We start from the raw sequence: 22,920 nt of genomic DNA, 5'->3' as shown, positions 1-22,920 counted from the left end.
GCACAGAAAACCCCCAGCTAGGCTGGGGGTTCCGGAAAGCTTTCAGCTTTGGGCCAGTTATTAAAACCCCTTTTGATTTGTTAAAACACATTGCGGTCTGGCAACTGCAAATGTTTAACAAGAAATCAAAAGGGGGTCCCAATGGGGGACGAAAAGAGCTTAGCGCACACCCGATGGAACTGTAAATATCACATAGTTTTTGCGCCCAAATACCGAAGACAAGCATTCTACGGGGAGAAACGCAGGGCGATAGGCAGCATTTTAAGAAAGCTGTGTGAGTGGAAAAACGTGCGGATCCTGGAAGCGGAATGCTGTGCGGATCATATCCATATGCTTGTGGAAATCCCACCCAAAATGAGCGTATCCGGCTTTATGGGGTATCTGAAAGGGAAAAGCAGTCTGATGCTGTATGAACAGTTTGGGGATATGAAATTCAAGTACAGGAATAGAGAGTTCTGGTGCCGGGGATACTACGTAGATACGGTGGGTAAGAACACGGTGAAGATACAGGAATACATAAAGCACCAGCTTGCAGAAGATAAAATGGGTGAGCAGTTATCGATCGCTTATCCGGGTAGCCCGTTTACGGGCCGTAAGTAACGAAGTCTGATGCAAATGTCAGATCGTATGCGCCTGTTAGGGCGCGGCTGGTAACAGAGCCTTATAGGCGCATCCGAAAAACCTCCGGCTATGCCGGAGGATATTTATTTCGCCGATATTCAGGCCGCTTCGATTTTACGCACTTTCTCTGGCAGCTTTACCGGCTGAGTCGCCAGCGCTTCGGGTTCAAAGTCATCCACGTTGATGCTACGCAGACGACTCGCTTCGGCTTTCACCAGAATTGCGGCTTCGTCTTTATCAATCAGCCCTTTAGCCAGCGCATTGTGCGCCAGTTCATCCAGGCGGGTAAACGGCAGGTTTTTACCCAGCTCTTTGCAGATCCGCTGGTGGATAGGGTCGGCCGCAATCACATCCAGCAAAGCCTCTTCCAGCAAACCTACCGGGTTATGCTCGCTCGGCGTCAGGTATTGACCGCGGCCAAGGCGAGAACGGGTGGCGCTCGGAACCTGCAGAATCTTCGCGACTTTATGATCCAGCTTGTCAGACGGTGCATGGTAGTGGCGACCGGTAGGGAAGATAACCACATTCAGCAAGCCCGCGACCAGTCGGTTCGGGAAGTTTTTCAGCAGGTCGTCCATCGCCTGTTCCGCTTTGTACAACGCATCCTGAACGCCCCAGTGAACCAACGGCAGGTCTGCTTCATTACGGCCTTCATCGTCATAACGCTTCAGTACAGCGGAGGCCAGATACAGCTGACTTAATACATCGCCCAGACGCGCGGAGATACGTTCACGGCGCTTCAGGCTACCGCCCAGTACGGCCATGGAAACATCTGAAAGCAGTGCCAGGTTAGCGCTCAGACGGTTCAGATGCTGGTAGTAACGTTTGGTCGCATCGCCGGTTGGCGTGCTGCTGGTTAAGCCACGCGTCAGGCCCAGCCAGAAGCTGCGCACTTTGTTACTGCCGACGTGGCCGATGTGTTTGAACAGCAGCTTGTCGAACGCATTCACATCGTTACTCTGTGCCGCAGCCATCTCTTCCAGAACGTACGGATGGCAGCGAATCGCCCCCTGACCGAAGATCATCATGCTCCGGGTCAGAATGTTGGCACCTTCAACGGTAATGGCGATAGGCGCGCCCTGATAAGCACGGGCGAGGAAGTTGCTTTCGCCAAGCATAATGCCTTTACCGCCAGTAATATCCATTGCATCGATGATTGACTGCTGTCCACGGTGGGTACAGTGATACTTCACGATGGCCGACAGCACCGCCGGTTTTTCACCCAGCATAATACCGTAGGTAATCAGCGACGCCGCTGCATCCATCACGTACGCGTTACCCGCAATACGTGCCAACGGCTCTTCAATACCTTCCATCTTACCGATAGAGATTTTGAACTGGCGACGAATGTGCGCATACGCGCCGGTTGCCATTGCGACCGATTTCACGCCGCCCGTCGAGTTAGACGGCAGGGTAATACCGCGTCCCACGGACAGACATTCCACCAGCATGCGCCAGCCCTGACCGGCCATTTTTGGGCCACCGATGATGTAATCAATCGGCACGAAGACATCTTTGCCCAGCGTCGGACCGTTCTGGAACGGCACGTTCAGCGGGAAGTGTCGACGCCCAATTTGTACGCCTGGGGTTGACGTTGGGATCAGCGCACAGGTAATGCCAAGATCTTCTTCACCACCCAGCAGTTTTTCCGGGTCGGAGAGTTTAAATGCCAGACCCAGTACGGTAGCGATAGGCGCCAGCGTGATATAACGCTTATTCCAGGTCAGGCGCATACCCAGCACCTGCTGGCCCTGCCAGTCGCCCATACAAACCACGCCGGTATCAGGGATCGCGCCTGCATCGGAACCCGCTTCCGGGCTGGTCAGAGCAAAGCAGGGGATCTCCTGACCACGTGCCAGACGCGGCAGGTAATGATTCTTCTGCTCTTCGGTGCCGTAATGCTGCAGCAGTTCGCCAGGGCCTAAGGAGTTAGGTACGCCAACGGTGATCGCCAGGATCCCGGAAACGCCGGAGAGTTTCTGCAGAACGCGAGCCTGAGCATACGCGGAGAATTCCAGCCCGCCGTACTCTTTCTTAATGATCATCGCGAAGAAGCGGTGTTCTTTCAGATACGCCCACAGTTCCGGCGGCAGATCCGCAAGTTCATGGGTGATCTGGAAGTCGTTCGCCATGCGGCAGGCTTCTTCCACCGGGCCGTCAATAAACGCTTGTTCTTCAGCTGTCAGATGCGGCTGAGGATAGTTATGCAGTTTTTTCCAGTCTGGCTTGCCCTGGAACAGGTCGCCTTCCCACCAGGTTGTACCGGCATCAATCGCCTCTTTCTCAGTACGCGACATCGGCGGCATGACTTTACGGAAACCGCGGAACACTGGCGCAGAGATCATGGATTTGCGCATTGGCGTAAAGTTAAACGGTACGAGGAGAATGGCCAGAGGAACCAGCAGCCAGATTGACCACAGGCCAACCACGCCAAGCGCAGCTGTCCAGGCGAGCAAAATTAAGCTGCTGAGGAATAAGCTCACGCGGTGATAAAACAGAACGCTGAGCAGAACAACCGTAGCGATAATACTCAAAATCATCATAACGAAAAGCTCCCTTGCTTGTAGGAGGTCTGACCACTTGTGATGATATGGTTGTAGTGGATGTAAATTCTTTTAGCAATGTGTTTACAAAATAATTACAACAAAGCTCACATTGTTGCTGTTTTAACCGGCACAAAAAATCAAAAGCCGCAGCCATTCCTGTGGCTTGTACTTCTCGCTGGTAGCGCTATCCGGTACACTGCATCTTGTCATTTACATTCATGCTGAAGGATATCCTCATGTACCAGGATCTTATTCGTAACGAACTGAACGAAGCGGCGGAAACGCTGGCTAATTTTCTTAAAGATGACGCCAATATTCACGCCATTCAGCGCGCGGCGGTCCTGTTGGCAGACAGCTTTAAAGCTGGCGGTAAGGTACTTTCTTGCGGTAACGGCGGTTCCCATTGCGACGCGATGCACTTCGCCGAAGAGCTGACCGGACGTTATCGCGAAAACCGCCCTGGCTACCCGGCGATCGCTATCTCTGATGTCAGCCATATCTCCTGCGTCAGCAACGATTTCGGTTACGATTATGTCTTCTCCCGCTACGTTGAAGCCGTGGGGCGCGAAGGCGATGTCCTGTTAGGCATCTCTACTTCGGGTAACTCCGGTAACGTGATTAAAGCGATTGCCGCAGCGCGCGAGAAAGGGATGAAAGTCATCACCCTGACTGGTAAAGATGGCGGCAAAATGGCGGGTAGTGCGGATATCGAAATTCGCGTGCCGCACTTTGGCTATGCTGACCGTATTCAGGAAATTCATATCAAAGTGATCCATATCCTGATCCAGTTGATCGAAAAAGAGATGGTGAAGTAAGAAGGCTATTTTATTTGCCATTTTGAATCCGGGCAGTGCCCGAAATCCTCACGTACTACGTGTACGCTCCGGTTTCCGCGCGCTGTCCGAATCTAAACTGGCTGCAACAATTACGCCTTCCCGCTTAAAGGCGTTTGTGGAGGTGATGTATGTGCGAACTGCTCGGGATGAGCGCCAATGTGCCAACCGATATCTGCTTTAGCTTCACCGGGCTGGTTCAGCGCGGCGGAGGTACCGGGCCGCACAAAGACGGCTGGGGTATTACGTTTTATGAAGGTAAGGGCTGCCGTACGTTTAAAGATCCGCAACCCAGCTTTAATTCGCCTATCGCCAAACTGGTACAAGACTATCCCATCAAATCCTGTTCCGTGATTGCCCATATTCGTCAGGCGAATCGTGGCGAAGTGGCATTGGAAAATACCCATCCATTTACGCGTGAACTGTGGGGACGTAACTGGACGTACGCTCATAACGGACAGCTCAGCGGCTATAAATCGCTGGAAACCGGTAATTTCCGCCCGGTCGGGGAAACCGACAGCGAAAAAGCTTTCTGCTGGCTGCTCCACAAGCTAACTGAACGTTATCCGCGTACGCCTGGCAATATGACGGCAGTGTTTAAATATATCGCGATGCTGGCAGGAGAATTGCGTGAGAAGGGCGTCTTCAACATGCTGTTGTCTGACGGGCGTTATGTGATGGCTTTCTGCTCGACCAACCTGTTTTGGATCACCCGTCGTGCGCCGTTTGGCGTGGCGACACTGCTGGATCAGGATGTGGAAATCGATTTTAGCTCAGAGACCACACCCAATGATGTGGTCACCGTGATTGCCACTCAGCCGCTAACCGGCAATGAAACCTGGCAAAAGATTATGCCAGGCGAGTGGGCGTTATTTTGTCTCGGGGAGCGTATAGTTTGATGCCAGCTGCGGCTGAACCACTTCGTGACTCAACGGCTTGCTGATAACGTAACGGCCATCGACGACGGAAACGGTCGGTGGCTTACGCGTTTGTTCAAAGTAATCGTAGCCAGGCTTTAGCTGCGCCCAGAATTCTTTGTAATACGAGAACTTATGGCGCTGCATGTTGGCATCGGTCATGCGGAATGGATAAATGCTAACCTGCACGCTGGACTGCCCAAACACCAGTGCGCCGGTGACAAACTGGAAAATCTCATCAATGCCGTTGTCGGTCATTGCGTAGCAGCCGACGGAAACGCAGGCGCCGTGGATCATCAGGTATTTACCTTCATAACCGTGTGCGCGGTCGTAGGCGTTAGGGAAACCAATGTTAATCGCTTTATAAAAGCGGCTATCCGGTTTCAGCTGTCCGCGCTGTACGCTGTAAAACCCTTCCGGGCTTTTGAAATCGCCCTGACGCTGTTTCGGACCTAAGCCGCCGGAATAATTGCAGATCTTATAGCTGTCGAGCAATTGATACTGTTCGCCCATCTTGACGTACAGATCCAGCGTTCGCTCTTCTTTGAAGATCTGGATATAGACGGGGGAGCCCATTAATTGCTGCTTATATTCTTTGCTGACAGGCGTAGTCGGGCTGCTGCTGCTCAGCAAACCGGCAAATGAAACGCACGGCAATAAAAGCATCGCAAGAAAAAATGCGATTTTACGCATACTGCTTATTCCTTGATAAAACGATTACACACGCCAGGACGGCAAAAAGAATTCCCAAATCGGATAAATCTGGATCTGGAGCGCTCACATTATCACCCAGAGAGTTTTTCGCAAGTCTCTCGTGCGGCGTTTACACTTTAGATTTTCTTTATACGGAAAATTGTGCTTAAAGGCAGTCAGACACTGACGTATTTTGCGGGTTAGCGCACGTCATTAAGTCTTCTGAGTGCAGAATTCCTAATATATTGAATTTAAAAAATTAATAATTTAATAATCGAATATTAAAATGGAATGCCCGGCAATAGCGGTAGACTGCGGCGAACGTGTTTGATTAGGTAGTGTTGTTTTCATGTCTTTTGTCTCTGCGCCCCGACGCTTTTTGCCGGGTCTGCTGTCTTTGTGTGTTGTGTTGTCCTCGCCGTCTGTCGCCAAAGTTCAGCCCCTCTTATCTGACGCCCATTTAAGCTATGCGGCGCAATTACGCATGCGTAACCGCGCCCGGCTGCTGAAGCAGTACCACGCGCAGGTAAAAAAGCAGGCAAGTTATGTGGTGGAAGGTAATGCGCAAAGTAAAAGCGCGCTGCGCCAGCAAAACAGGACGCTGATTAAACAGCACCCGGAGTGGTTCCCGGGGCCACTAAAAGCGAGCGATCAACGCTGGCAGGAGCTGGTTGAGAATGACCATTTTCTCAGTAGCGATCATCTGCACAACATAACCGAAGTGGCAATCCACCGTCTTGAACAGCAGTTAGGTAAACCCTATTTGTGGGGCGGGACCAGCCCGGAACAAGGCTTTGACTGTAGCGGGCTGATCTTTTATGCCTACAACAAAATTCTGGCAGCAAAATTGCCACGTACGGCGAATGAAATGTATCACTATCGGCGGGCGACCATCGTCGCTAATCGCGACCTTCGTCGTGGTGATTTATTGTTCTTTCATATTCACAGTCGGGATATTGCCGATCATATGGGCGTCTATTTGGGGCAGGGACAATTTATTGAATCGCCGCGTACGGGAGAAACGATTCGGGTGAGCAATTTATCCGATGACTTCTGGCAGGATCATTATCTCGGCGCTCGTCGTATTCTGACGGAAAATACCATTCTGTAATCAAAAAGGCGGTGCGAATGGCACCGCCTCGTCAGGGGTTAACTCAACGCCCCCATAATCTTTAATTCCAGCTCATCCGGAACTTCGTTATATGACAACACCTGTAAGCCTGGTGCAAACAGGCGCGCATAGCGCGCAAGCAGAGGACGTAGCTGCGGTGCGACCAGCAGTACCGGCTCTTTACCCGCGGCTTTCATCTGTTCTTTAATCTGCGGCATATTGGTCTGGAACTGATTCAGCATATTAGGATCGACCGGTACGCTATCGAGCACCACTTTGCCGCTTTGCTGAGCCTGATTCACTACATTAGCCAGCAGATTCTCCAGCTCATTATTCAGCGTGTAGACCGCCAGCTCATCTTTGCGCACAAACGGATGGGTAATGCTGCGACGGAGCGCCAGACGCACATCTGCCGTCAACAGAATATGATCTTTAGTGACGGCGCTACTGGCGACCAGTACGGTGGCAATGGTAACGATATCGCGCAGCGGCACGCCTTCGACCAGCAGCGCCCGATAAACCTTCAAGAGCTGGCTGTAATTCAGCGCCGCGCTCAGATCTTCCGCCAGACGGGGGGCCATCGAAGAGAGGCGGTTATGCAGTTGGGTAATATCATCGTAGTTAAACAGGTCGGGAATAAAGTTGCGAATGACCTTATTTACATGCGTCGCAATGACGCTGGCACTATCAATGACCTGATACCCCATATTTAGCGCTTTGGCTTTTTGCGCCGGGACAATCCACGTCACCGGCATACCATAGGCCGGATCGTGGCCTAACACACCATCGATCTCGCCATACGTTTCACTGGAGGGCAGCGCCATCAGTTTATCTGAAGGAATATCTGCCTCATCAGCCTTGATCCCATTGATAAAAATGGCGTACTGGGTCGGTTTTAGACGGAAGTTTTCGCGGATGCGAATTTCCGGGAGCAGCACGCCGTTAGTGTCTGAGATAACCTGCCGTACACCGCGAATACGTTGGGTGAGCGGATTCCCTTTGGATTTGTCTACCAGCGATACCAGCTTGTACCCCAGGCTCAGGCTGATTGGCTCAATCAAAGGGATAGTTTCCCAACTGACCTGTTGCTCGGTGGTTTCAACGATGGTTTTGGTCAGCGTCTCAAGATTTTTCTCTTCAGTTTCAGCCACCTTCGGGCGCTTGCTCATACGCCAGGCGGTGAAACCCATCAGGGCGCTGAACACCAGAAACGGGAAGTGCGGCATTCCCGGTACCACCGCCAGTACAAACATAATGCTGGTGGCGGTATAGAGTACGGAGGGGCTGGCCAGCAGTTGGCTACGCACGTCTGTGGCGATATCACCGCTGTCGCTCACGCGTGTAACGATAATCGCCGCCGCCGTCGACAGCAGCAGAGACGGGATCTGGGCGACCAGACCGTCGCCGATGGTCATCAGTACGTATTGCTGGAAGGCGGCTTCGGCGCTTAAATCGTATTTAAAAATACCGATACAGACGCCGCCTATCAGGTTGATGGCCAGGATCATCATCCCGGCGATGGCATCACCGCGCACGAACTTCGACGCACCGTCCATTGCGCCATAGAAATCCGCTTCGCCCGCCACATCTTTACGTCGCGCCTGCGCCTGGGCCTGATTAATCAGGCCTGCGTTCAGATCGGCATCGATCGCCATCTGCTTCCCGGGCATGGCGTCCAGCGTAAAGCGGGCCGAAACCTCGGAGATACGCTCGGCACCCTTGGTAACCACGATAAAGTTGATTGTGAACAGCGTCAGTAAAGCTGACCGCGAAAATATCGTGGCGGCGCTGCATGGTCAGTCAATCTTTAACGGTGGCGGTATGGCGCCGTTAAATAAGCTGGGCAAGCAGCCGATAGCGCCGGGAGCGCAGAAGAAAAACGTCACGCGCAACAGACTCGATAAAACCGTCAACCCGCAGGAGACGGCGAAAATTACGGAAGAGAACGCGAAAAAGGCGCTGGATGTGAATGAAAAAGCGGTGCTGCTGAAACAAAAATCAGCCCGCGAATTGGGCGAACTGGCGACCGACATTAACGTTATCGCCCGCAATGCGCATATGGAAACTAACCTCGAGATGGAGATTGTTCCTCAGGGGCTGCGCGTACTGATTAAAGATGACCAGAATCGCAATATGTTTGAGCGCGGTAGCGCCAGGATTATGCCGTTCTTTAAATCGCTGCTGGTTGAACTGACTCCCGTGTTTGACTCGCTGGATAACAAGATAATCATCACCGGGCATACAGACGCGATGAGCTATAAGAGTAACATTTACAACAACTGGAACCTCTCCGGCGACCGCGCTTTGTCGGCGCGACGCGTGCTGGAGGATGCCGGAATGCCGCAGAATAAAGTCATGCAGGTCAGCGCGATGGCGGACCAAATGCTGCTGGATGCGAAAAACCCGGAAAGTGCCGGGAACCGTCGCATTGAGATCATGGTGCTGACGCAAAGCGCTTCCGATACGTTGTATCAATATTTTGGCCAGCAGGGAGAGAAGGTTGTGCAACCGCTGGTGGATAAGCTGGACAAGCAAAAGCAGGTGACTTCTTTACGTCAGCAATCTGCTCCCGTCACTCATTAATTCTGTTCCCGTCCCCCACGCAATGTGGGGGCAATTTATTCCTCAGGAAGGCAATGTGATAGATGTAACCCATATTATTCCATTGGAGATTCATACTGATAACGTCACCGATGTAGCCTGTCAGGGGGCGCATTTCGACAAGGTCTCAGGTATCTGGTACACCGAACCCCACGAGCTAAACGGGGCGCTTCGTGACTATGTCTACGACACCGACAATTTTAATATTGTCGCGCCGTACTATCTGGTGATTACCTCGAAGATGCACTGCTGGAGCTGCCACCAAATTACCCGCATCCATGGCGTGATGTTTACCCGCTTTATTAAGAAAAATCAGGATGGTCAGGGCTGGCAGTCGGTCAGGCGTAACAGCTTTTTGTTCCACATTAATTCTCTGCCTGAAGAGATAAAAAAGAACATCAAAGCCAGCAATTACTACCTCGATAAAAGTAAAACCACCGGGCTACGTTACTGGATGAATCACTGTGAAATTTGTGGTGAACGTCTGGGCGACTACGAGCTTTTCTGCGTTGAAAATGATGCCTTCCGCCTGATGACAGTCGAAAAACTGCTGCGGGCAAATGTTCGCAAAGTGAATAAACTGTTTGTCAGTACGGCGGGTAATCCCGCAGAACATACGAAAAAGGATATTGTGCGTTACCTGTGCGATGCCCGCTTCGTCATGAATGGTCCGGCGTAAGGAATAATCATACTTCTCACACTATAAAAATACTGTATACTTAAACAGTGTTGTGGGAGGCGAGTGATGCGCAAAATCATACATGTTGATATGGACTGCTTTTTCGCAGCGGTGGAAATGCGCGATAACCCCGCTCTGCGTGACATTCCCATTGCCATCGGCGGCAGCCGGGAGCGCCGGGGGGTTATCAGTACAGCCAATTACCCGGCGCGCAAATTTGGCGTGCGTAGCGCGATGCCAACGGGAATGGCGTTAAAGCTATGCCCGCATCTTACCTTATTACCCGGTCGCTACGAGGCCTACAAAGAAGCCTCCCGCCAGATTCAGGCGATTTTCTCGCGCTATACCTCGCTGATTGAACCCCTGTCGCTGGATGAAGCCTATCTGGATGTAACCGACAGCACCCACTGCCACGGTTCTGCCACGCTGATCGCCCAGGAGATCCGCCAGACGATTTTTAACGAGCTGCAGCTAACCGCTTCTGCCGGGATTGCGCCGGTTAAATTTTTGGCAAAAATAGCCTCCGATCTCAACAAGCCCAACGGGCAATATGTAATTACCCCTGCCGATGTTCCTGAATTTCTCAAAACGTTACCGCTCGGCAAAATTCCCGGCGTCGGCAAAGTCTCCGCCGCGAAGCTGGAATCAATGGGATTGCGTACCTGCGAGGATGTTCAAAAATACGACCTGGCAATGCTGCTCAAACGTTTTGGTAAGTTTGGTCGCGTGCTGTGGGAGCGAAGCCAGGGCATTGACGAGCGGGACGTTAACAACGACAGACTGCGCAAATCCGTCGGCGTGGAGCGCACGCTGGCGGAAGATATTCATGAGTGGTCAGAGTGTGAGGCGATTATTGAGCGGCTTTATCCCGAACTGGAACGGCGTCTGGCCAAGGTAAAGCCGGATCTCCTTATCGCTCGCCAGGGGATAAAACTCAAGTTTAATGATTTTCAGCAGACCACGCAGGAGCACGTCTGGCCGCGCTTAAATAAAGATGACTTAATTGCGACGGCGCGTAAAACCTGGGAAGAACGTCGGGGAGGGCGAGGCGTGAGGCTGGTGGGATTACACGTCACGCTGCTGGATCCCCAACTGGAAAGACAGCTGCTGTTGGGGCTGTGACTCTGATGGATTGCCGGATAAGCGCAGCGCTATCCGGCATTTAGCGCAGAATCTTACTTCGCCGGAATCGACTTCAGCAGTTCAGTCAGCAGTGTCCAGTAGTGACCAACGCTTTCGATATGAACCTGCTCATCCGGGGAGTGCGGACCGGTGATGGTTGGCCCGATGGAAACCATGTCCATTTCCGGATACGGTTTCTTGAACAGGCCACATTCCAGACCGGCGTGAATGATCTGGATGTTTGGCGTTTTGTTGAACAGACGCTGGTAGGTTTCGCGAACCAGGTGCATAACCGGAGAGTTAGCATCCGGTTGCCAGCCAGGGTATCCGCCTTTGGCCTGGGTTTTCGCGCCAGCCAGTTTACCCAGTGAATCCAGCATGCTCACCACGTAGTCTTTACCGCTGTCGATCAGAGAACGGATCAGGCAGTGAATTTCAACGTTGTCGTCAGTCATGGTTACAACGCCGACGTTCAGGGAGGTTTCTACCACGCCTTTGGCTACGTCTGAGTTGCGGATAACACCGTTCGGGGTGGCGTTCAGCAGACGTACGAAGCTGTCGCGAGACTGAGTGGTCAGCGCGGCTTTGTCGTGAGTAACGGCATCCAGCAGCAGAGCCAGGTTCTTCTCTTTGGCTTCCAGTTCGTTTTTCAGGATTTCCTGGTAGGTGTTGACCAGCGCTTTTAACGCATCAACTTTATCTGCCGCCACTGCGAGGGTGGCAAAGGCTTCACGCGGAATCGCGTTGCGCAGCGTACCGCCGTTGAAATCAACCAGACGCAGATCCAGCTCTTCAGCGTGACCCGCCAGGAAGCGTACCAGCAACTTGTTAGCGTTACCGAGACCAACGTGGATTTCGCCACCGGAGTGACCGCCTTTCAGGCCTTTCAACGTCAGCTTAAAGCTCTGGAAGCCAGCCGGGATTGCTTCACGGGACAGCGGCAGGTTAGAGGTAAAGTCGATACCGCCTGCGCAACCCATATAGATCTCACCTTCTTCTTCAGAGTCGGTGTTGATCAGGATATCTGCCTGCAGCCAGTTAGCCTGCAGACCAAACGCGCCATCCATACCTGCTTCTTCGGTCATGGTCAGCAGCACTTCGAGCGGACCGTGTACCACGTTGTCATCAGCCAGAACGGCCAGTGCGGACGCCATACCGATGCCGTTATCCGCACCCAGCGTGGTGCCACGGGCTTTTACCCATTCGCCGTCAATATAAGGCTGGATAGGATCTTTAGTGAAGTCGTGCACGGTGTCGTTATTTTTCTGCGGGACCATATCCAGGTGCGCTTGCAGAACGACCGGCTTGCGGTTTTCCATTCCTGCGGTAGCGGGTTTGCGAATCAGGATATTACCGACCTGATCGCGCTCGACGTGGAAACCTTTCTCTTGGGCCCAGCTCAGAATGTGTTCAGCGAGCTGCTCTTCATGGTAGGACGGATGAGGAATAGAACAGATTTTGGCAAAAATATCCCACAGCGGTTGCGGGGATAACTGAGACAGTTCAGACACGTTGAGTCTCCTTGGCGATGTCCTACAAAACTTGCTTGCAGGCCACAGGGTTAGCAGAATTAAAAACATCACAAGTCAGGCTTGCGCGATGCGATTGAGAATACCACTTTCTCCGCTGACGGCTAGCATAAAGCATGCAAAAAGAGGCGCGGATTCCGCGAAACACTGGTTTTTAGTGCGTCAGATCTCTATAATCTCGCGCAACCTATTTCCCCCTCGAACACTTTTTAAGCCGTAGATAAACAGGCTGGGACACTTCACATGAGCGAAAAATACGTCGTCACCTGGGACATGTTGCAGATCCATGCACGTAAACTGGCAAGCCGCCTGATGCCTTCTGAACAATGGAAAGGCATTATTGCCGTTAGCCGTGGTGGTCTGGTGCCGGGCGCATTGCTGGCGCGTGAATTGGGTATTCGTCATGTCGATACCGTATGCATCTCCAGCTACGATCACGACAACCAGCGCGAACTGAAAGTGCTGAAGCGTGCCGAAGGCGACGGTGAAGGTTTCATCGTAATTGATGACCTGGTTGACACCGGTGGTACCGCCGTAGCGATCCGCGAAATGTACCCTAAAGCGCATTTCGTCACTATTTTCGCTAAGCCGGCAGGTCGCCCGCTGGTGAATGATTATGTTGTTGATATCCCTCAGGATACCTGGATTGAGCAGCCGTGGGATATGGGCGTAGTGTTCGTTCCGCCGATCTCGGGTCGCTAATCTAAAAAGTTTTCAACGCCCGCACTGTCGGGCGTTGTTCTTTTTGTGCTGTGTCAGGTTACACTATGCCTTAGTGAGTACTCATGGAGGCTGCAATCATGTCACAGGCTAACCTCAGCGAAGTCCTGTTTAAACCCCGCTTCAAACACCCTGAAACGTCAACGCTGGTTCGTCGTTTTAATCACGGCGCGCAGCCGTCCGTACAATCGACCCTGGATGGCAAAACCATCCCGCACTGGTACCGCATGGTGAATCGCCTGATGTGGATCTGGCGTGGCGTCGATCCGCGCGAAATCCTCGAAGTGCAGGCACGTATCGTCATGAGCGAAGCCGAACGCACTGATAAAGAGCTCTACGACACGGTTATCGGCTATCGCGGCGGAAACTGGATTTACGAGTGGGCGAAGCAGGCGATGGACTGGCAACAGAAAGCCTCTATGGAAGAGGATCCGCAGGTGAGCGGACGCCACTGGCTGCATGCTTCCACGCTCTACAACATCGCTGCTTATCCGCACTTAAAAGGCGATGAGCTGGCAGAGCAGGCGCAGGCTCTGGCCAATCGCGCCTATGAAGAGGCCGCACAGCGTCTGCCGGGCACGCTGCGTGAGATGGAATTTGCCGTTACCGGCGGCGCGCCGATTACCGGCTTCCTGCATATGCCAAAAGGCGACGGTCCGTTCCCGACGGTGCTGATGTGCGGAGGCCTCGATTCCATGCAAACGGATTATTACACTCTGTATGAGCGCTACTTTGCCCCGCGCGGTATTGCCATGCTGACGCTGGATATGCCGTCGGTCGGGTTCTCGTCAAAATGGAAACTGACCCAGGACTCCAGCCTGCTGCATCAGCACGTATTAAAAGCGCTGCCGAATGTTCCGTGGGTGGATCACACCCGTGTGGCGGCCTTCGGCTTCCGCTTTGGCGCCAACGTGGCAGTACGCCTGGCGTATCTGGAATCATCACGTCTGAAGGCGGTGGCCTGTTTGGGGCCGGTGGTTCATGCGCTGCTTAGTGACCCGCAGCGCCAGGCAAGCGTCCCGGAAATGTACCTTGACGTTCTGGCCAGTCGTTTGGGAATGCACGACGCATCCGATGAAGCGTTGCGCGTTGAGCTTAATCGCTATTCATTAAAAGTGCAGGGCCTGCTGGGCCGACGCTGCCCGACGCCAATGCTGTCGGGGTTCTGGAAAAACGATCCGTTTAGCCCGGAAGAGGAGTCGCGTTTAATCACTTCTTCATCTTCTGACGGTAAGTTGCTGGAGATTCCATTCAACCCGGTGTATCGCAATTTTGACAAAGGGCTGCAGGAAATAACCGGTTGGATCAATCAGAGATTGTGTTAAAAGTTTGCTAAATTTTATCGATTTGGTAAAACAGGTGCTTCACCTAAGGAGATCGTAATGACGTTACCGAGTGGGCATCCGAAAAGTAGATTGATCAAGAAATTCACCGCGCTTGGCCCGTACATCCGGGAAGGGCAGTGCGAAGATAATCGGTTTTTTTTCGATTGTCTGGCTGTTTGCGTCAATGTGAAACCCGCCCCAGAGAAACGCGAGTTTTGGGGCTGGTGGATGGAACTGGAGGCGCAGGAAAAACGCTTCACGTACAGCTACCAGTTTGGCTTGTTCGATAAAGACGGGAACTGGACTGCTGTGCCGGTGAAAGAGACTGAAGTGGTAGAGCGACTGGAATACACCTTACGTGAATTTCATGAAAAATTACGTGGGTTGTTAACGTCGCTGAATCTGGCGCTGGAGCCTGCTGACGATTTTAACGATGAACCGGTTAAATTAACGGCATAATGAACAGTAAAATGCCGGATGGCGGCGCAACCCCATCCGGCATTTTTTTATGCTACATCAGAACTGATAAACCATACCGACAGCAACGATATCATCATTGTTGATGCCCAGTTTATTGTCGCTATCGAGCTGGTTGATTTTATAATCGACAAACGCGGACATATTTTTGTTGAAATAGTATGTTGCGCCAACGTCGATATAATTCACCAGATCCTCATTGCCTACGCCTTCAATATCTTTCCCTTTTGACAGCACATAACCCAGTGACGGACGCAGACCAAAGTCAAACTGGTACTGAACTACCGCTTCGAAGTTCTGTGTTTTATTGGCGAAGCCGCCGGAAATTGGCGTCATATTGCGCGTTTCAGAATAGAACGTCGCAATATAAATATCGTTTGCATCATATTTTAAACCGGTCGCCCAGGCTTCTGCTTTATCGCCTGTCCCGCGCGTTTGCAGATTCTGCTGGTTGGTACGATCGGAGTTGGTATACGCACCGCTCACCGCGAAATCGCTGCCGCCAAAGTCATAGGTAACGGAAGTACCAAAACCGTCGCCGTTTTGTTTTTTCACATCGCGGTCCTGATTTTTCCCCTGGTATTGCAGGGTGAGATCCAGACCATCCACGACGCCGAAGAAGTCGGTGTTACGGTAGGTCGCCAGGCCGCTGGCGCGTTTGGTCATAAAGTTATCGGTCTGCGCGGAGGAGTCGCCGCCGAATTCCGGGAACATATCGGTCCACGCTTCCACGTCGTACAGCGCGCCGAGGTTACGACCGTAATCAAACGAGCCAAGGTTTTTTAATTTCAGACCGGCAAAGGCCAGACGGGTTTTTTGCTGGTTTGAGTCGCTTTCGGCTTTATTGCCGGCGAACTCTGCTTCCCAGCGGCCATATCCCGTCAGTTCATCGTTAATTTGCGTTTCGCCTTTAAAACCTAAACGGATATAGCTCTGGTCGCCGTCTTTGCTGTCATAATCCGTCATGTAATGCATGGCTTTTACTTTGCCGTACAGGTCCAGTTTATTACCGTTCTTGTTATACACTTCCGCTGCCTGTACGGATGCCGACGCAGTAATACCCATCACCACTAATGCCAGAGTGCTCTTTTTCATTTTCATTCCTGATTAAAAGTACGCGCTAATATTCACTGGGTGTGATCCCCGTTAAAAGACAGGAGGGTTTTTAACGTCTGGTAATGAACGTTTTATGACAAAGTAAGAATATTTTTAAAAAAGGATGTTTTTTTATTTCTGTAATAAATGCGTCAAAATCTGCCGCTACGCTTGCTGATCCTGCGCAATAAAATTTCATGCTTTGTGCGCTGGTTGTTGGCAACCGGGGCCAGTCCTGCTAAAACGTTCGTTTGATATCATTTTCCCCAATTTTGAATGGCAGAGAATCATGAGTGACAGCCAGACGCTGGTGGTAAAACTTGGCACCAGTGTGTTAACGGGCGGATCGCGCCGCCTGAACCGCGCCCACATCGTAGAACTGGTTCGCCAGTGTGCGCAGCTCCATGCCGCAGGGCATCGTATTGTTATCGTTACCTCGGGCGCGATTGCCGCCGGACGTGAGCATCTGGGTTACCCTGAGCTCCCGGCAACGATAGCCTCGAAACAGCTGTTGGCGGCGGTAGGGCAGAGCCGATTGATTCAACTATGGGAACAGTTGTTCTCGATTTACGGTATTCACATCGGACAGATGCTGCTAACGCGTGCGGATATGGAAGACAGAGAGCGCTTCCTTAACGCCCGCGATACGCTACGCGCGCTGCTGGATAACAACATCGTTCCTGTCATTAATGAGAACGACGCCGTAGCGACCGCCGAAATTAAAGTCGGTGATAACGACAACCTTTCTGCGCTGGCGGCGATTCTGGCCGGGGCCGATAAGCTGCTGCTGCTGACCGATCAGCAAGGGCTGTTTACCGCCGATCCGCGCACCAACCCGCAGGCTGAGCTGATCAAAGACGTTCACGGTATTGATGATGCGCTGCGCGCCATTGCCGGTGATAGCGTCTCGGGTCTGGGAACCGGCGGTATGGGAACTAAACTGCAGGCCGCTGATGTTGCATGCCGCGCCGGGATTGACACCATTATTGCCGCAGGCAGCAAGCCGGGCGTAATTGGCGACGTGATGGAAGGCGTTTCCGTTGGGACGCGTTTTCATGCTCAGGCCTCTCCGCTGGAGAACCGTAAACGCTGGATCTTCGGCGCACCGCCTGCCGGGGAAATTACCGTTGATGAGGGTGCGACCGCAGCGATTCTGGAGCGTGGCAGTTCATTACTGCCAAAAGGCATTAAAAGCGTGACAGGCAACTTCTCTCGTGGTGAAGTGATCCGCATCTGCAATCTCGAAGGGCGCGATATTGCCCACGGCGTTACCCGCTATAACAGCGATGCGCTGCGCCGTATTGCCGGACATCACTCACAACAGATCGACACCATCCTGGGCTACGAATACGGTCCGGTTGCTGTCCATCGCGACGACATGATTACCCGTTAAGGAACAGGCATATGCTGGAACAAATGGGCATTGCTGCCAAAGCTGCGTCATACAAGCTGGCGCTGCTCTCCAGTCGCGAAAAAAACCGCGTACTGGAAACGATAGCTGATGAGCTGGAAGCGCAAACGGAAAGCATCCTCAGCGCGAACGTACAAGATGTTGAGCAAGCGCGAGCCAACGGCCTGAGCGACGCGATGCTCGACCGCCTGGCGCTGACTCCGGCGCGTCTGAAAGCGATTGCCGACGATGTGCGTCAGGTATGTAATCTCGCCGACCCGGTCGGGCAGGTGATTGACGGCGGTCTGCTGGATAGCGGCCTGCGTCTCGAACGTCGTCGCGTTCCGCTGGGCGTGATTGGCGTGATTTATGAAGCGCGTCCAAATGTCACCGTTGACGTTGCTTCCCTGTGCCTGAAAACCGGTAATGCGGCGATCCTGCGCGGTGGGAAAGAGACGTACCGAACGAATGCGGCAACCGTGGCGGTTATCCAAAAGGCGCTGGAAGCCTGTGGTTTACCCGCTGCAGCCGTGCAGTCGATAGATAACCCGGACCGCGCGCTGGTCGCTGAAATGCTGCGTATGGTTAAGTACATTGATATGCTGATCCCTCGCGGTGGCGCGGGTCTGCATAAGCTGTGCCGTGAGCAGTCGACTATCCCGGTCATCACCGGCGGCATTGGGGTCTGTCATATTTATGTTGATGATAGCGCGGAGATCGACCCGGCGCTGAAGATTATCGTCAACGCCAAAACCCAGCGTCCGAGCACCTGTAACACCGTAGAAACCCTGCTGGTGCATCAGGATATCGCTGCGCGTTTTCTGCCTGCGCTGAGCCAGCAGATGGCACAAAGTGGCGTCACGCTGCATGCCGACGACATCGCGCTGGCCACATTGCAGGCAGGGCCCGCTAACGTGGTTGCGGTGAAAGCCGAAGAGTATGACGACGAGTTTCTGTCGTTGGATCTGAACGTGAAAATCGTTACCGATCTGGACGATGCTATCACCCACATTCGCGAGCATGGGACCCAGCATTCCGATGCCATCCTGACGCGCACCCTGCGTAACGCCGATCGTTTCGTGAATGAAGTGGACTCTTCTGCCGTGTACGTTAACGCCTCTACTCGTTTTACCGATGGCGGCCAGTTCGGACTGGGGGCGGAAGTGGCAGTGAGTACGCAAAAACTGCACGCGCGCGGCCCAATGGGTCTGGAAGCACTGACCACCTATAAGTGGGTTGGCTTCGGTGACGACACGATTCGCGCGTAATTGAAAACGGGCGATGCCATAATAGGTCTATGATTTTCAGGTCTGTTAAGGCATTGCTCGGTTAATTCTAGTCTTTACCCCGCTACCGCATTTGTTTTCTATCCTGTGTTTTATCATCATCCGCATCAGTCTGGTTTTTAGCCATGTGCTCCCCGGCGTCGAAAAGGCGACGTATCACAGAATTTTCCCTACCAGCATGAATTTTCTGGGTCTGCGGCTCACGTATTGTTCCTATGGTCCAATCTATTAGAATCAGTCTCATTTTTATGAGGAGTAGTTGCGTGAAATCGGATATTCACAAACATAGCATTCCTGTTGTGCCACTCGGCAACCCGTTTCCCCCCCGCCATTGTTCACTGTGTCCAAAGGGAGCGGCGATTGATCGTGATAATCAATACCGATTAATAGACAAAAGAAGGAAGTTTAAAGCGGGGGAGATACTCGCCCGCCAGGATGGAGCCGCGGACATGCTTTTTGTTATTCACGAGGGGTACTGCACGTCCAGCGTGGAATGTGGTGATAACGATTTTATCAGTCGCTTTTATGTTCCGGGAGACATCATGGCGCTGGATGCTGTTGAGGGGGGGAAGTATCTGACAACGATCAAGGCTGCAACGGCTGCGGAGGTATGTCATATCGATATTGCGCGGTTGTTCAAGGCAGCAGAAAAGGAGCCGTCGGTTGCAGCGGCAGTCATCAAGTTTCTCTGCAGGGACAATGGATTCATTGTTGAAAAACTACGGCGTTATGCCAATAAACATGCTGAGGCCAGAATCGCTGCTTTCCTCGTGGAGTTTTACGAAATGCATTTACGTATTGGCAGGCCTGAAACGACGCTTCGCTTGCCATTCTCGCGGGAGGAAATTGCCAGTTATCTCGATCTTAAAATTGAAACCGTTAGCCGCTCATTAAAATCCCTCGAACAACAAAAGTTGATTAGCTTACATCGGGTCCGTACGGTAACAATTAATAGTTATTTGGGGTTAAAAGGTTTCAGCTAACGCTATCTTTGCCGTGCGTTATTTATCTCTTGATATTCCAGGAATATTCATTTTATATAGAAAATTCCTGGTTTTATTTATGTGGAATAATTATCAATTCGAATGATAATCCTACAGGTCAGCGCTATTTTTATAAGAATATTCCCCCTTAAATAAATATTTCATGAGAATTTTCTTGTGAAGTTAAAAAATTAGCATGATTGCAACAAATAATAAACATTATAGAGAGAGTATGTGGATGTTAATTATCTTTATGTTTTTTAAGGGTTTTACTCCTGGGCTATTTGTATGATCTTTTTGATATTTATCAAAAACTTAAAAAAGATGAATTGTTTGGTTTTTATTGTTTGTGTGGATAATAATTCTAAAAATGTACATATTTTAAGTAATTATATCTTAGGAAACTTCTTATATAATGTTTTTTATAGGAAAATTCTTAGTTTTTTGTAATTTTTACGTTTTAGGGTTTGTTGAGATGTTACTTAATCCAAATGATAATTTTCTGGCGCGGCAATTCTGGCTCGCAATTAATGGAACCGCTGGAGTGACTTAATAATAAGACTCGGTGGTGAGTTTGTTCTTAGGAGAAGATAAAATGAAAAAAATATTATTAGTAACATCTCTGGCTTCTGTATTTGTTGCAGCAAATGCAATGGCAGATGTTACTGCTTCTGCAACAGCCTCGTGGGACGCGACGGCAACGAAAGATACCACCAGCATGTTGGTTGTCACCCCGCTGAACTCTTTAACTTTCCAGTATGCTGAAGGGCTGAATGCCTTCAACTCTCAGGACGGTGCTTTTGATGTGACGATTCAGGGTCAGGAGACGGCAACTGATTTTGAACTGACTGCTCAGATTATTAGTAACACTCTGATCAACGCCAGTGGTGATGCTTCTACCCTGAACGTAGGGGTGGCATGGAATGGCACTGCGCTGACTAATTCATCAGATACTGTCCTTGTTAACTCCAGCTCCACTTCTGGTCTTGAAAGCTTGATGGCTGATGGCGCTTATAACGGTGCCGATCGTGTCAGCGATCAATCCAACTTCAAATTCACCATCGCGTCAGCGACTTCTGATGGTAGTCAGACAGTAGCAGATTACTCTGCACTGCCAGACGGCTATTGGACTGGCGATGTAAAAGTACAGTTCAATGCAACCTGGACGACTCCGTCTGCCTAAGTAATAAAAAATTCGGGAGAATTTGTTCTCCCGAATTTATCAGGAATGGTGTCATGAAAAAATATTTACCGGCAGCGATGTTGGTAGGGTTAGTAGCATCTTTTCCCGGATGGGCAATTAATGTTGGTGAAATCACATCGATCATGACTTCTGCTGAGAGTTCATTATCGAAAGAAATTATCAATACGACAGATGCGGCGCGTTATGTCAGTGTTTCGGTAAAACAATTGTCATCACCTTTGGCGGGGTGAATCGAAATAAAGCCCGTTAATTCCGGAGAATTACTCTCTACACCTGCCAATCTTATTCTTCCAGGTCAGGCGAAGGATGTTTTTCGTTTCTTTTATAAAGGACCTGCAGATGATGTCGAGCGTTATTATCGTCTGCAATGGATAGATGAGCCGATCACCGAGAGCGCGGAAACCCGGGCGAATAAAATGGCTGTTGCAACAGCGTCGGCTGAAATTGGCACTATTTTGGTAGTCGCGCCGCGCAAGGAGCGTTTTGAATATAGCCGAAATGGCGATGTTATTACCAATACCGGCAATGTTTCGTTTCGTGTGATCGCCTATGGGGCTTGTAAAGATAAGGCTCGCGATCGGGGACGAGGCTGTCGCGAACGTTATTACATTATGCCGGGTACAAAAATAAAATTACAGTTTACCGACATTAGTAATAGCCGTTCACGCATCGGTATCTGGCACGGTAAGCAGTTTATTACAGTGAAGTGATGGTCAATAGCAGGGATAAATAAAATTACCGGAATGTAAGGATGCAGATGACAACAACAAATATTGTCGGCGGTAGCATTTGTCTTTTTCTTGCGCTGACACCAGGATTTTCACATGCAGCCCCAGTAAAAGTGGGTAATTACGTTATCCCCAGCGCTTTCGCCCGTTCACTGGAGCAGGGAATGACGGTGCCGGTATATATTCGTTACAACGAGACTGACGAGAAAAGTCAGCAAAAAGTTGCCGATGCGGTGATTTCCCTTGTTGATGGCAATATTACGGTTAAAGCCCTGACTCTTGCTGAATTGCCCGGTGATGCTGCCAACTTACTGATTTAGTGTATGATGGTGTTTTTGAGGTGCTCCAGTGGCTTCTGTTTCTATCAGCTGTCCCTCCTGTTCAGCTACTGACGGGGTGGTGCGTAACGGCAAAAGCACTGCCGGACATCAGCGCTATCTCTGCTCTCACTGCCGTAAAACATGGCAACTGCAGTTCACTTACACCGCTTCTCAACCCGGTACGCACCAGAAAATCATTGATATGGCCATGAATGGCGTTGGATGCCGGGCAACCGCCCGCATTATGGGCGTTGGCCTCAACACGATTTTCCGCCATTTAAAAAACTCAGGCCGCAGTCGGTAACCTCGCGCATACAGCCGGGCAGTGACGTCATCGTCTGCGCGGAAATGGACGAACAGTGGGGATACGTCGGGGCTAAATCGCGCCAGCGCTGGCTGTTTTACGCGTATGACAGGCTCCGGAAGACGGTTGTTGCGCACGTATTCGGTGAACGCACTATGGCGACGCTGGGGCGTCTTATGAGCCTGCTGTCACCCTTTGACGTGGTGATATGGATGACGGATGGCTGGCCGCTGTATGAATCCCGCCTGAAGGGAAAGCTGCACGTAATCAGCAAGCGATATACGCAGCGAATTGAGCGGCATAACCTGAATCTGAGGCAGCACCTGGCACGGCTGGGACGGAAGTCGCTGTCGTTCTCAAAATCGGTGGAGCTGCATGACAAAGTCATCGGGCATTATCTGAACATAAAACACTATCAATAAGTTGGAGTCATTAC

At 51.3% G+C, this 22,920-nt stretch carries 19 protein-coding genes and 3 pseudogenes; 17 read left to right on the top strand and 5 right to left on the bottom strand.

The window, feature by feature from the left end:
* Positions 1–141: 141 nt before the first annotated feature.
* The gene (tnpA, locus tag HV334_RS19630; protein WP_131381019.1) at positions 142–600 is read left to right on the top strand and encodes an IS200/IS605 family transposase; all 459 of its coding nucleotides are present in this window, start codon (positions 142–144) and stop codon (positions 598–600) included.
* A 119-nt stretch (positions 601–719) separates the two neighbouring features.
* Here tnpA and fadE read toward each other — a convergent pair whose 3' ends face one another.
* The gene (fadE, locus tag HV334_RS19625; protein WP_049281681.1) at positions 720–3,164 is read right to left on the bottom strand and encodes an acyl-CoA dehydrogenase FadE; all 2,445 of its coding nucleotides are present in this window, start codon (positions 3,162–3,164) and stop codon (positions 720–722) included.
* A 239-nt stretch (positions 3,165–3,403) separates the two neighbouring features.
* Here fadE and lpcA point away from each other — a divergent pair, with 239 nt between their 5' ends.
* Positions 3,404–3,982: a D-sedoheptulose 7-phosphate isomerase gene (lpcA, locus tag HV334_RS19620; RefSeq protein ID WP_103776897.1), complete on the top strand. Its 579-nt coding sequence runs from the start codon at positions 3,404–3,406 to the stop codon at positions 3,980–3,982.
* Between the two features lie 149 nt (positions 3,983–4,131).
* The gene (locus tag HV334_RS19615) at positions 4,132–4,899 is read left to right on the top strand and encodes a class II glutamine amidotransferase (protein WP_016151816.1); all 768 of its coding nucleotides are present in this window, start codon (positions 4,132–4,134) and stop codon (positions 4,897–4,899) included.
* On the opposite strand, the gene dpaA is transcribed toward HV334_RS19615, so the two are convergent.
* Entirely contained in the window at positions 4,870–5,610 is a 741-nt protein-coding gene (dpaA, locus tag HV334_RS19610; RefSeq protein ID WP_016151817.1) for a peptidoglycan meso-diaminopimelic acid protein amidase, read from the bottom strand. The two genes, HV334_RS19615 and dpaA, sit on opposite strands and share 30 nt — an antisense overlap.
* A 349-nt stretch (positions 5,611–5,959) precedes the next feature.
* Between dpaA and HV334_RS19605 the strand changes: the two genes are divergently transcribed.
* On the top strand, positions 5,960–6,721 hold the full coding sequence (locus HV334_RS19605; protein WP_049281680.1) for a C40 family peptidase: 762 nt from the start codon (positions 5,960–5,962) through the stop codon (positions 6,719–6,721).
* Positions 6,722–6,759: 38 nt separating this feature from the next.
* Here HV334_RS19605 and HV334_RS19600 read toward each other — a convergent pair.
* Positions 6,760–8,463: pseudogene (locus tag HV334_RS19600) on the bottom strand (flagellar biosynthesis protein FlhA); the annotation flags it as partial.
* On the opposite strand from HV334_RS19600, the gene lafU reads away from it, so the two are divergent.
* The 3 genes from lafU to dinB all read left to right on the top strand — a co-directional run bounded on the left by lafU (position 8,390) and on the right by dinB (position 11,123).
* Complete coding sequence (gene lafU / locus HV334_RS19595) at positions 8,390–9,304, top strand: putative lateral flagellar export/assembly protein LafU (RefSeq protein ID WP_219916539.1); 915 nt, start codon at positions 8,390–8,392, stop codon at positions 9,302–9,304. The pseudogene HV334_RS19600 and the gene lafU sit on opposite strands and share 74 nt — an antisense overlap.
* Positions 9,305–9,359: 55 nt before the next feature.
* Positions 9,360–10,001, top strand: a complete 642-nt coding sequence (locus tag HV334_RS19590; RefSeq protein ID WP_181220808.1) for a DNA primase — start codon at positions 9,360–9,362, stop codon at positions 9,999–10,001.
* 66 nt (positions 10,002–10,067) lie between these two features.
* A complete protein-coding gene (gene dinB, locus HV334_RS19585; protein WP_016155765.1) occupies positions 10,068–11,123 on the top strand; it encodes a DNA polymerase IV in 1,056 nt (351 codons plus the stop codon).
* 53 nt (positions 11,124–11,176) lie between these two features.
* Here the strand turns inward: dinB and pepD are convergent, their stop codons facing one another.
* Positions 11,177–12,634: a cytosol nonspecific dipeptidase gene (gene pepD / locus HV334_RS19580; RefSeq protein ID WP_016151863.1), complete on the bottom strand. Its 1,458-nt coding sequence runs from the start codon at positions 12,632–12,634 to the stop codon at positions 11,177–11,179.
* 261 nt (positions 12,635–12,895) lie between these two features.
* Here pepD and gpt point away from each other — a divergent pair, with 261 nt between their 5' ends.
* The 3 genes from gpt (at position 12,896) to crl (ending at position 15,156) form a co-directional block, all read left to right on the top strand.
* Entirely contained in the window at positions 12,896–13,354 is a 459-nt protein-coding gene (gene gpt, locus HV334_RS19575) for a xanthine phosphoribosyltransferase (RefSeq protein ID WP_003031380.1), read from the top strand.
* 98 nt (positions 13,355–13,452) lie between these two features.
* Positions 13,453–14,697 (top strand): esterase FrsA, encoded by a 1,245-nt coding sequence (gene frsA / locus HV334_RS19570; protein WP_016155767.1) that lies wholly within the window; start codon positions 13,453–13,455, stop codon positions 14,695–14,697.
* A gap of 57 nt (positions 14,698–14,754) precedes the next feature.
* Positions 14,755–15,156 carry a sigma factor-binding protein Crl gene (crl, locus tag HV334_RS19565; RefSeq protein ID WP_016151866.1) on the top strand — a complete coding sequence of 134 codons (402 nt, stop codon included), beginning with the start codon at positions 14,755–14,757 and terminating at the stop codon, positions 15,154–15,156.
* A 57-nt stretch (positions 15,157–15,213) separates the two neighbouring features.
* Here crl and phoE read toward each other — a convergent pair whose 3' ends face one another.
* Positions 15,214–16,269: a phosphoporin PhoE gene (gene phoE / locus HV334_RS19560; protein WP_016151867.1), complete on the bottom strand. Its 1,056-nt coding sequence runs from the start codon at positions 16,267–16,269 to the stop codon at positions 15,214–15,216.
* 289 nt (positions 16,270–16,558) lie between these two features.
* Here phoE and proB point away from each other — a divergent pair, with 289 nt between their 5' ends.
* The 7 genes and pseudogenes from proB to HV334_RS19525 all read left to right on the top strand — a co-directional run bounded on the left by proB (position 16,559) and on the right by HV334_RS19525 (position 22,906).
* Complete coding sequence (gene proB, locus HV334_RS19555) at positions 16,559–17,662, top strand: glutamate 5-kinase (RefSeq protein ID WP_003031373.1); 1,104 nt, start codon at positions 16,559–16,561, stop codon at positions 17,660–17,662.
* Positions 17,663–17,673: 11 nt separating this feature from the next.
* Entirely contained in the window at positions 17,674–18,927 is a 1,254-nt protein-coding gene (proA, locus tag HV334_RS19550) for a glutamate-5-semialdehyde dehydrogenase (protein ID WP_181220807.1), read from the top strand.
* Between the two features lie 281 nt (positions 18,928–19,208).
* Positions 19,209–19,928, top strand: a complete 720-nt coding sequence (locus tag HV334_RS19545; RefSeq protein ID WP_103765892.1) for a Crp/Fnr family transcriptional regulator — start codon at positions 19,209–19,211, stop codon at positions 19,926–19,928.
* A 595-nt stretch (positions 19,929–20,523) separates the two neighbouring features.
* The gene (locus HV334_RS19540) at positions 20,524–21,111 is read left to right on the top strand and encodes a common pilus major fimbrillin subunit EcpA (protein ID WP_046276283.1); all 588 of its coding nucleotides are present in this window, start codon (positions 20,524–20,526) and stop codon (positions 21,109–21,111) included.
* A gap of 53 nt (positions 21,112–21,164) precedes the next feature.
* Positions 21,165–21,842 (top strand): annotated as a pseudogene (locus tag HV334_RS19535) (hypothetical protein).
* Between the two features lie 47 nt (positions 21,843–21,889).
* Positions 21,890–22,162 (top strand): annotated as a pseudogene (locus tag HV334_RS19530) (fimbrial biogenesis outer membrane usher protein); the annotation flags it as partial.
* Positions 22,163–22,208: 46 nt separating this feature from the next.
* Positions 22,209–22,906 (top strand): IS1-like element IS1B family transposase gene (locus HV334_RS19525; protein ID WP_095033700.1). Its coding sequence is split into 2 segments (ribosomal slippage): positions 22,209–22,458 and positions 22,458–22,906, totalling 699 coding nucleotides; the frame shifts between segments, so codons are not numbered across the junction.
* The last annotated feature ends 14 nt before the right edge of the window (positions 22,907–22,920 follow it).

It is taken from the genome of Citrobacter sp. RHBSTW-00944 (genome assembly GCF_013615435.1).
In the GTDB taxonomy this organism is placed as follows: domain Bacteria; phylum Pseudomonadota; class Gammaproteobacteria; order Enterobacterales; family Enterobacteriaceae; genus Citrobacter; species Citrobacter braakii.
Note: the sequence above shows the minus strand (reverse complement) of the source record. Positions and strands in the feature narration are given on the sequence as shown.

What these genes read in the sequence shown, in the direction of transcription:
- lpcA (WP_103776897.1), top strand. Translation starts at nt 3,404, where the DNA reads ATGTACCAGGATCTTATTCGTAACGAACTGAACGAAGCGGCGGAAACG.
- gpt (WP_003031380.1), top strand. Translation starts at nt 12,896, where the DNA reads ATGAGCGAAAAATACGTCGTCACCTGGGACATGTTGCAGATCCATGCA.
- lafU (WP_219916539.1), top strand. Translation starts at nt 8,390, where the DNA reads ATGGCGTCCAGCGTAAAGCGGGCCGAAACCTCGGAGATACGCTCGGCA.
- crl (WP_016151866.1), top strand. Translation starts at nt 14,755, where the DNA reads ATGACGTTACCGAGTGGGCATCCGAAAAGTAGATTGATCAAGAAATTC.
- dpaA (WP_016151817.1), bottom strand. Translation starts at nt 5,610, where the DNA reads ATGCGTAAAATCGCATTTTTTCTTGCGATGCTTTTATTGCCGTGCGTT.
- proA (WP_181220807.1), top strand. Translation starts at nt 17,674, where the DNA reads ATGCTGGAACAAATGGGCATTGCTGCCAAAGCTGCGTCATACAAGCTG.
- frsA (WP_016155767.1), top strand. Translation starts at nt 13,453, where the DNA reads ATGTCACAGGCTAACCTCAGCGAAGTCCTGTTTAAACCCCGCTTCAAA.
- HV334_RS19605 (WP_049281680.1), top strand. Translation starts at nt 5,960, where the DNA reads ATGTCTTTTGTCTCTGCGCCCCGACGCTTTTTGCCGGGTCTGCTGTCT.
- phoE (WP_016151867.1), bottom strand. Translation starts at nt 16,269, where the DNA reads ATGAAAAAGAGCACTCTGGCATTAGTGGTGATGGGTATTACTGCGTCG.
- dinB (WP_016155765.1), top strand. Translation starts at nt 10,068, where the DNA reads ATGCGCAAAATCATACATGTTGATATGGACTGCTTTTTCGCAGCGGTG.
- proB (WP_003031373.1), top strand. Translation starts at nt 16,559, where the DNA reads ATGAGTGACAGCCAGACGCTGGTGGTAAAACTTGGCACCAGTGTGTTA.
- HV334_RS19540 (WP_046276283.1), top strand. Translation starts at nt 20,524, where the DNA reads ATGAAAAAAATATTATTAGTAACATCTCTGGCTTCTGTATTTGTTGCA.
- tnpA (WP_131381019.1), top strand. Translation starts at nt 142, where the DNA reads ATGGGGGACGAAAAGAGCTTAGCGCACACCCGATGGAACTGTAAATAT.
- HV334_RS19615 (WP_016151816.1), top strand. Translation starts at nt 4,132, where the DNA reads ATGTGCGAACTGCTCGGGATGAGCGCCAATGTGCCAACCGATATCTGC.
- fadE (WP_049281681.1), bottom strand. Translation starts at nt 3,164, where the DNA reads ATGATGATTTTGAGTATTATCGCTACGGTTGTTCTGCTCAGCGTTCTG.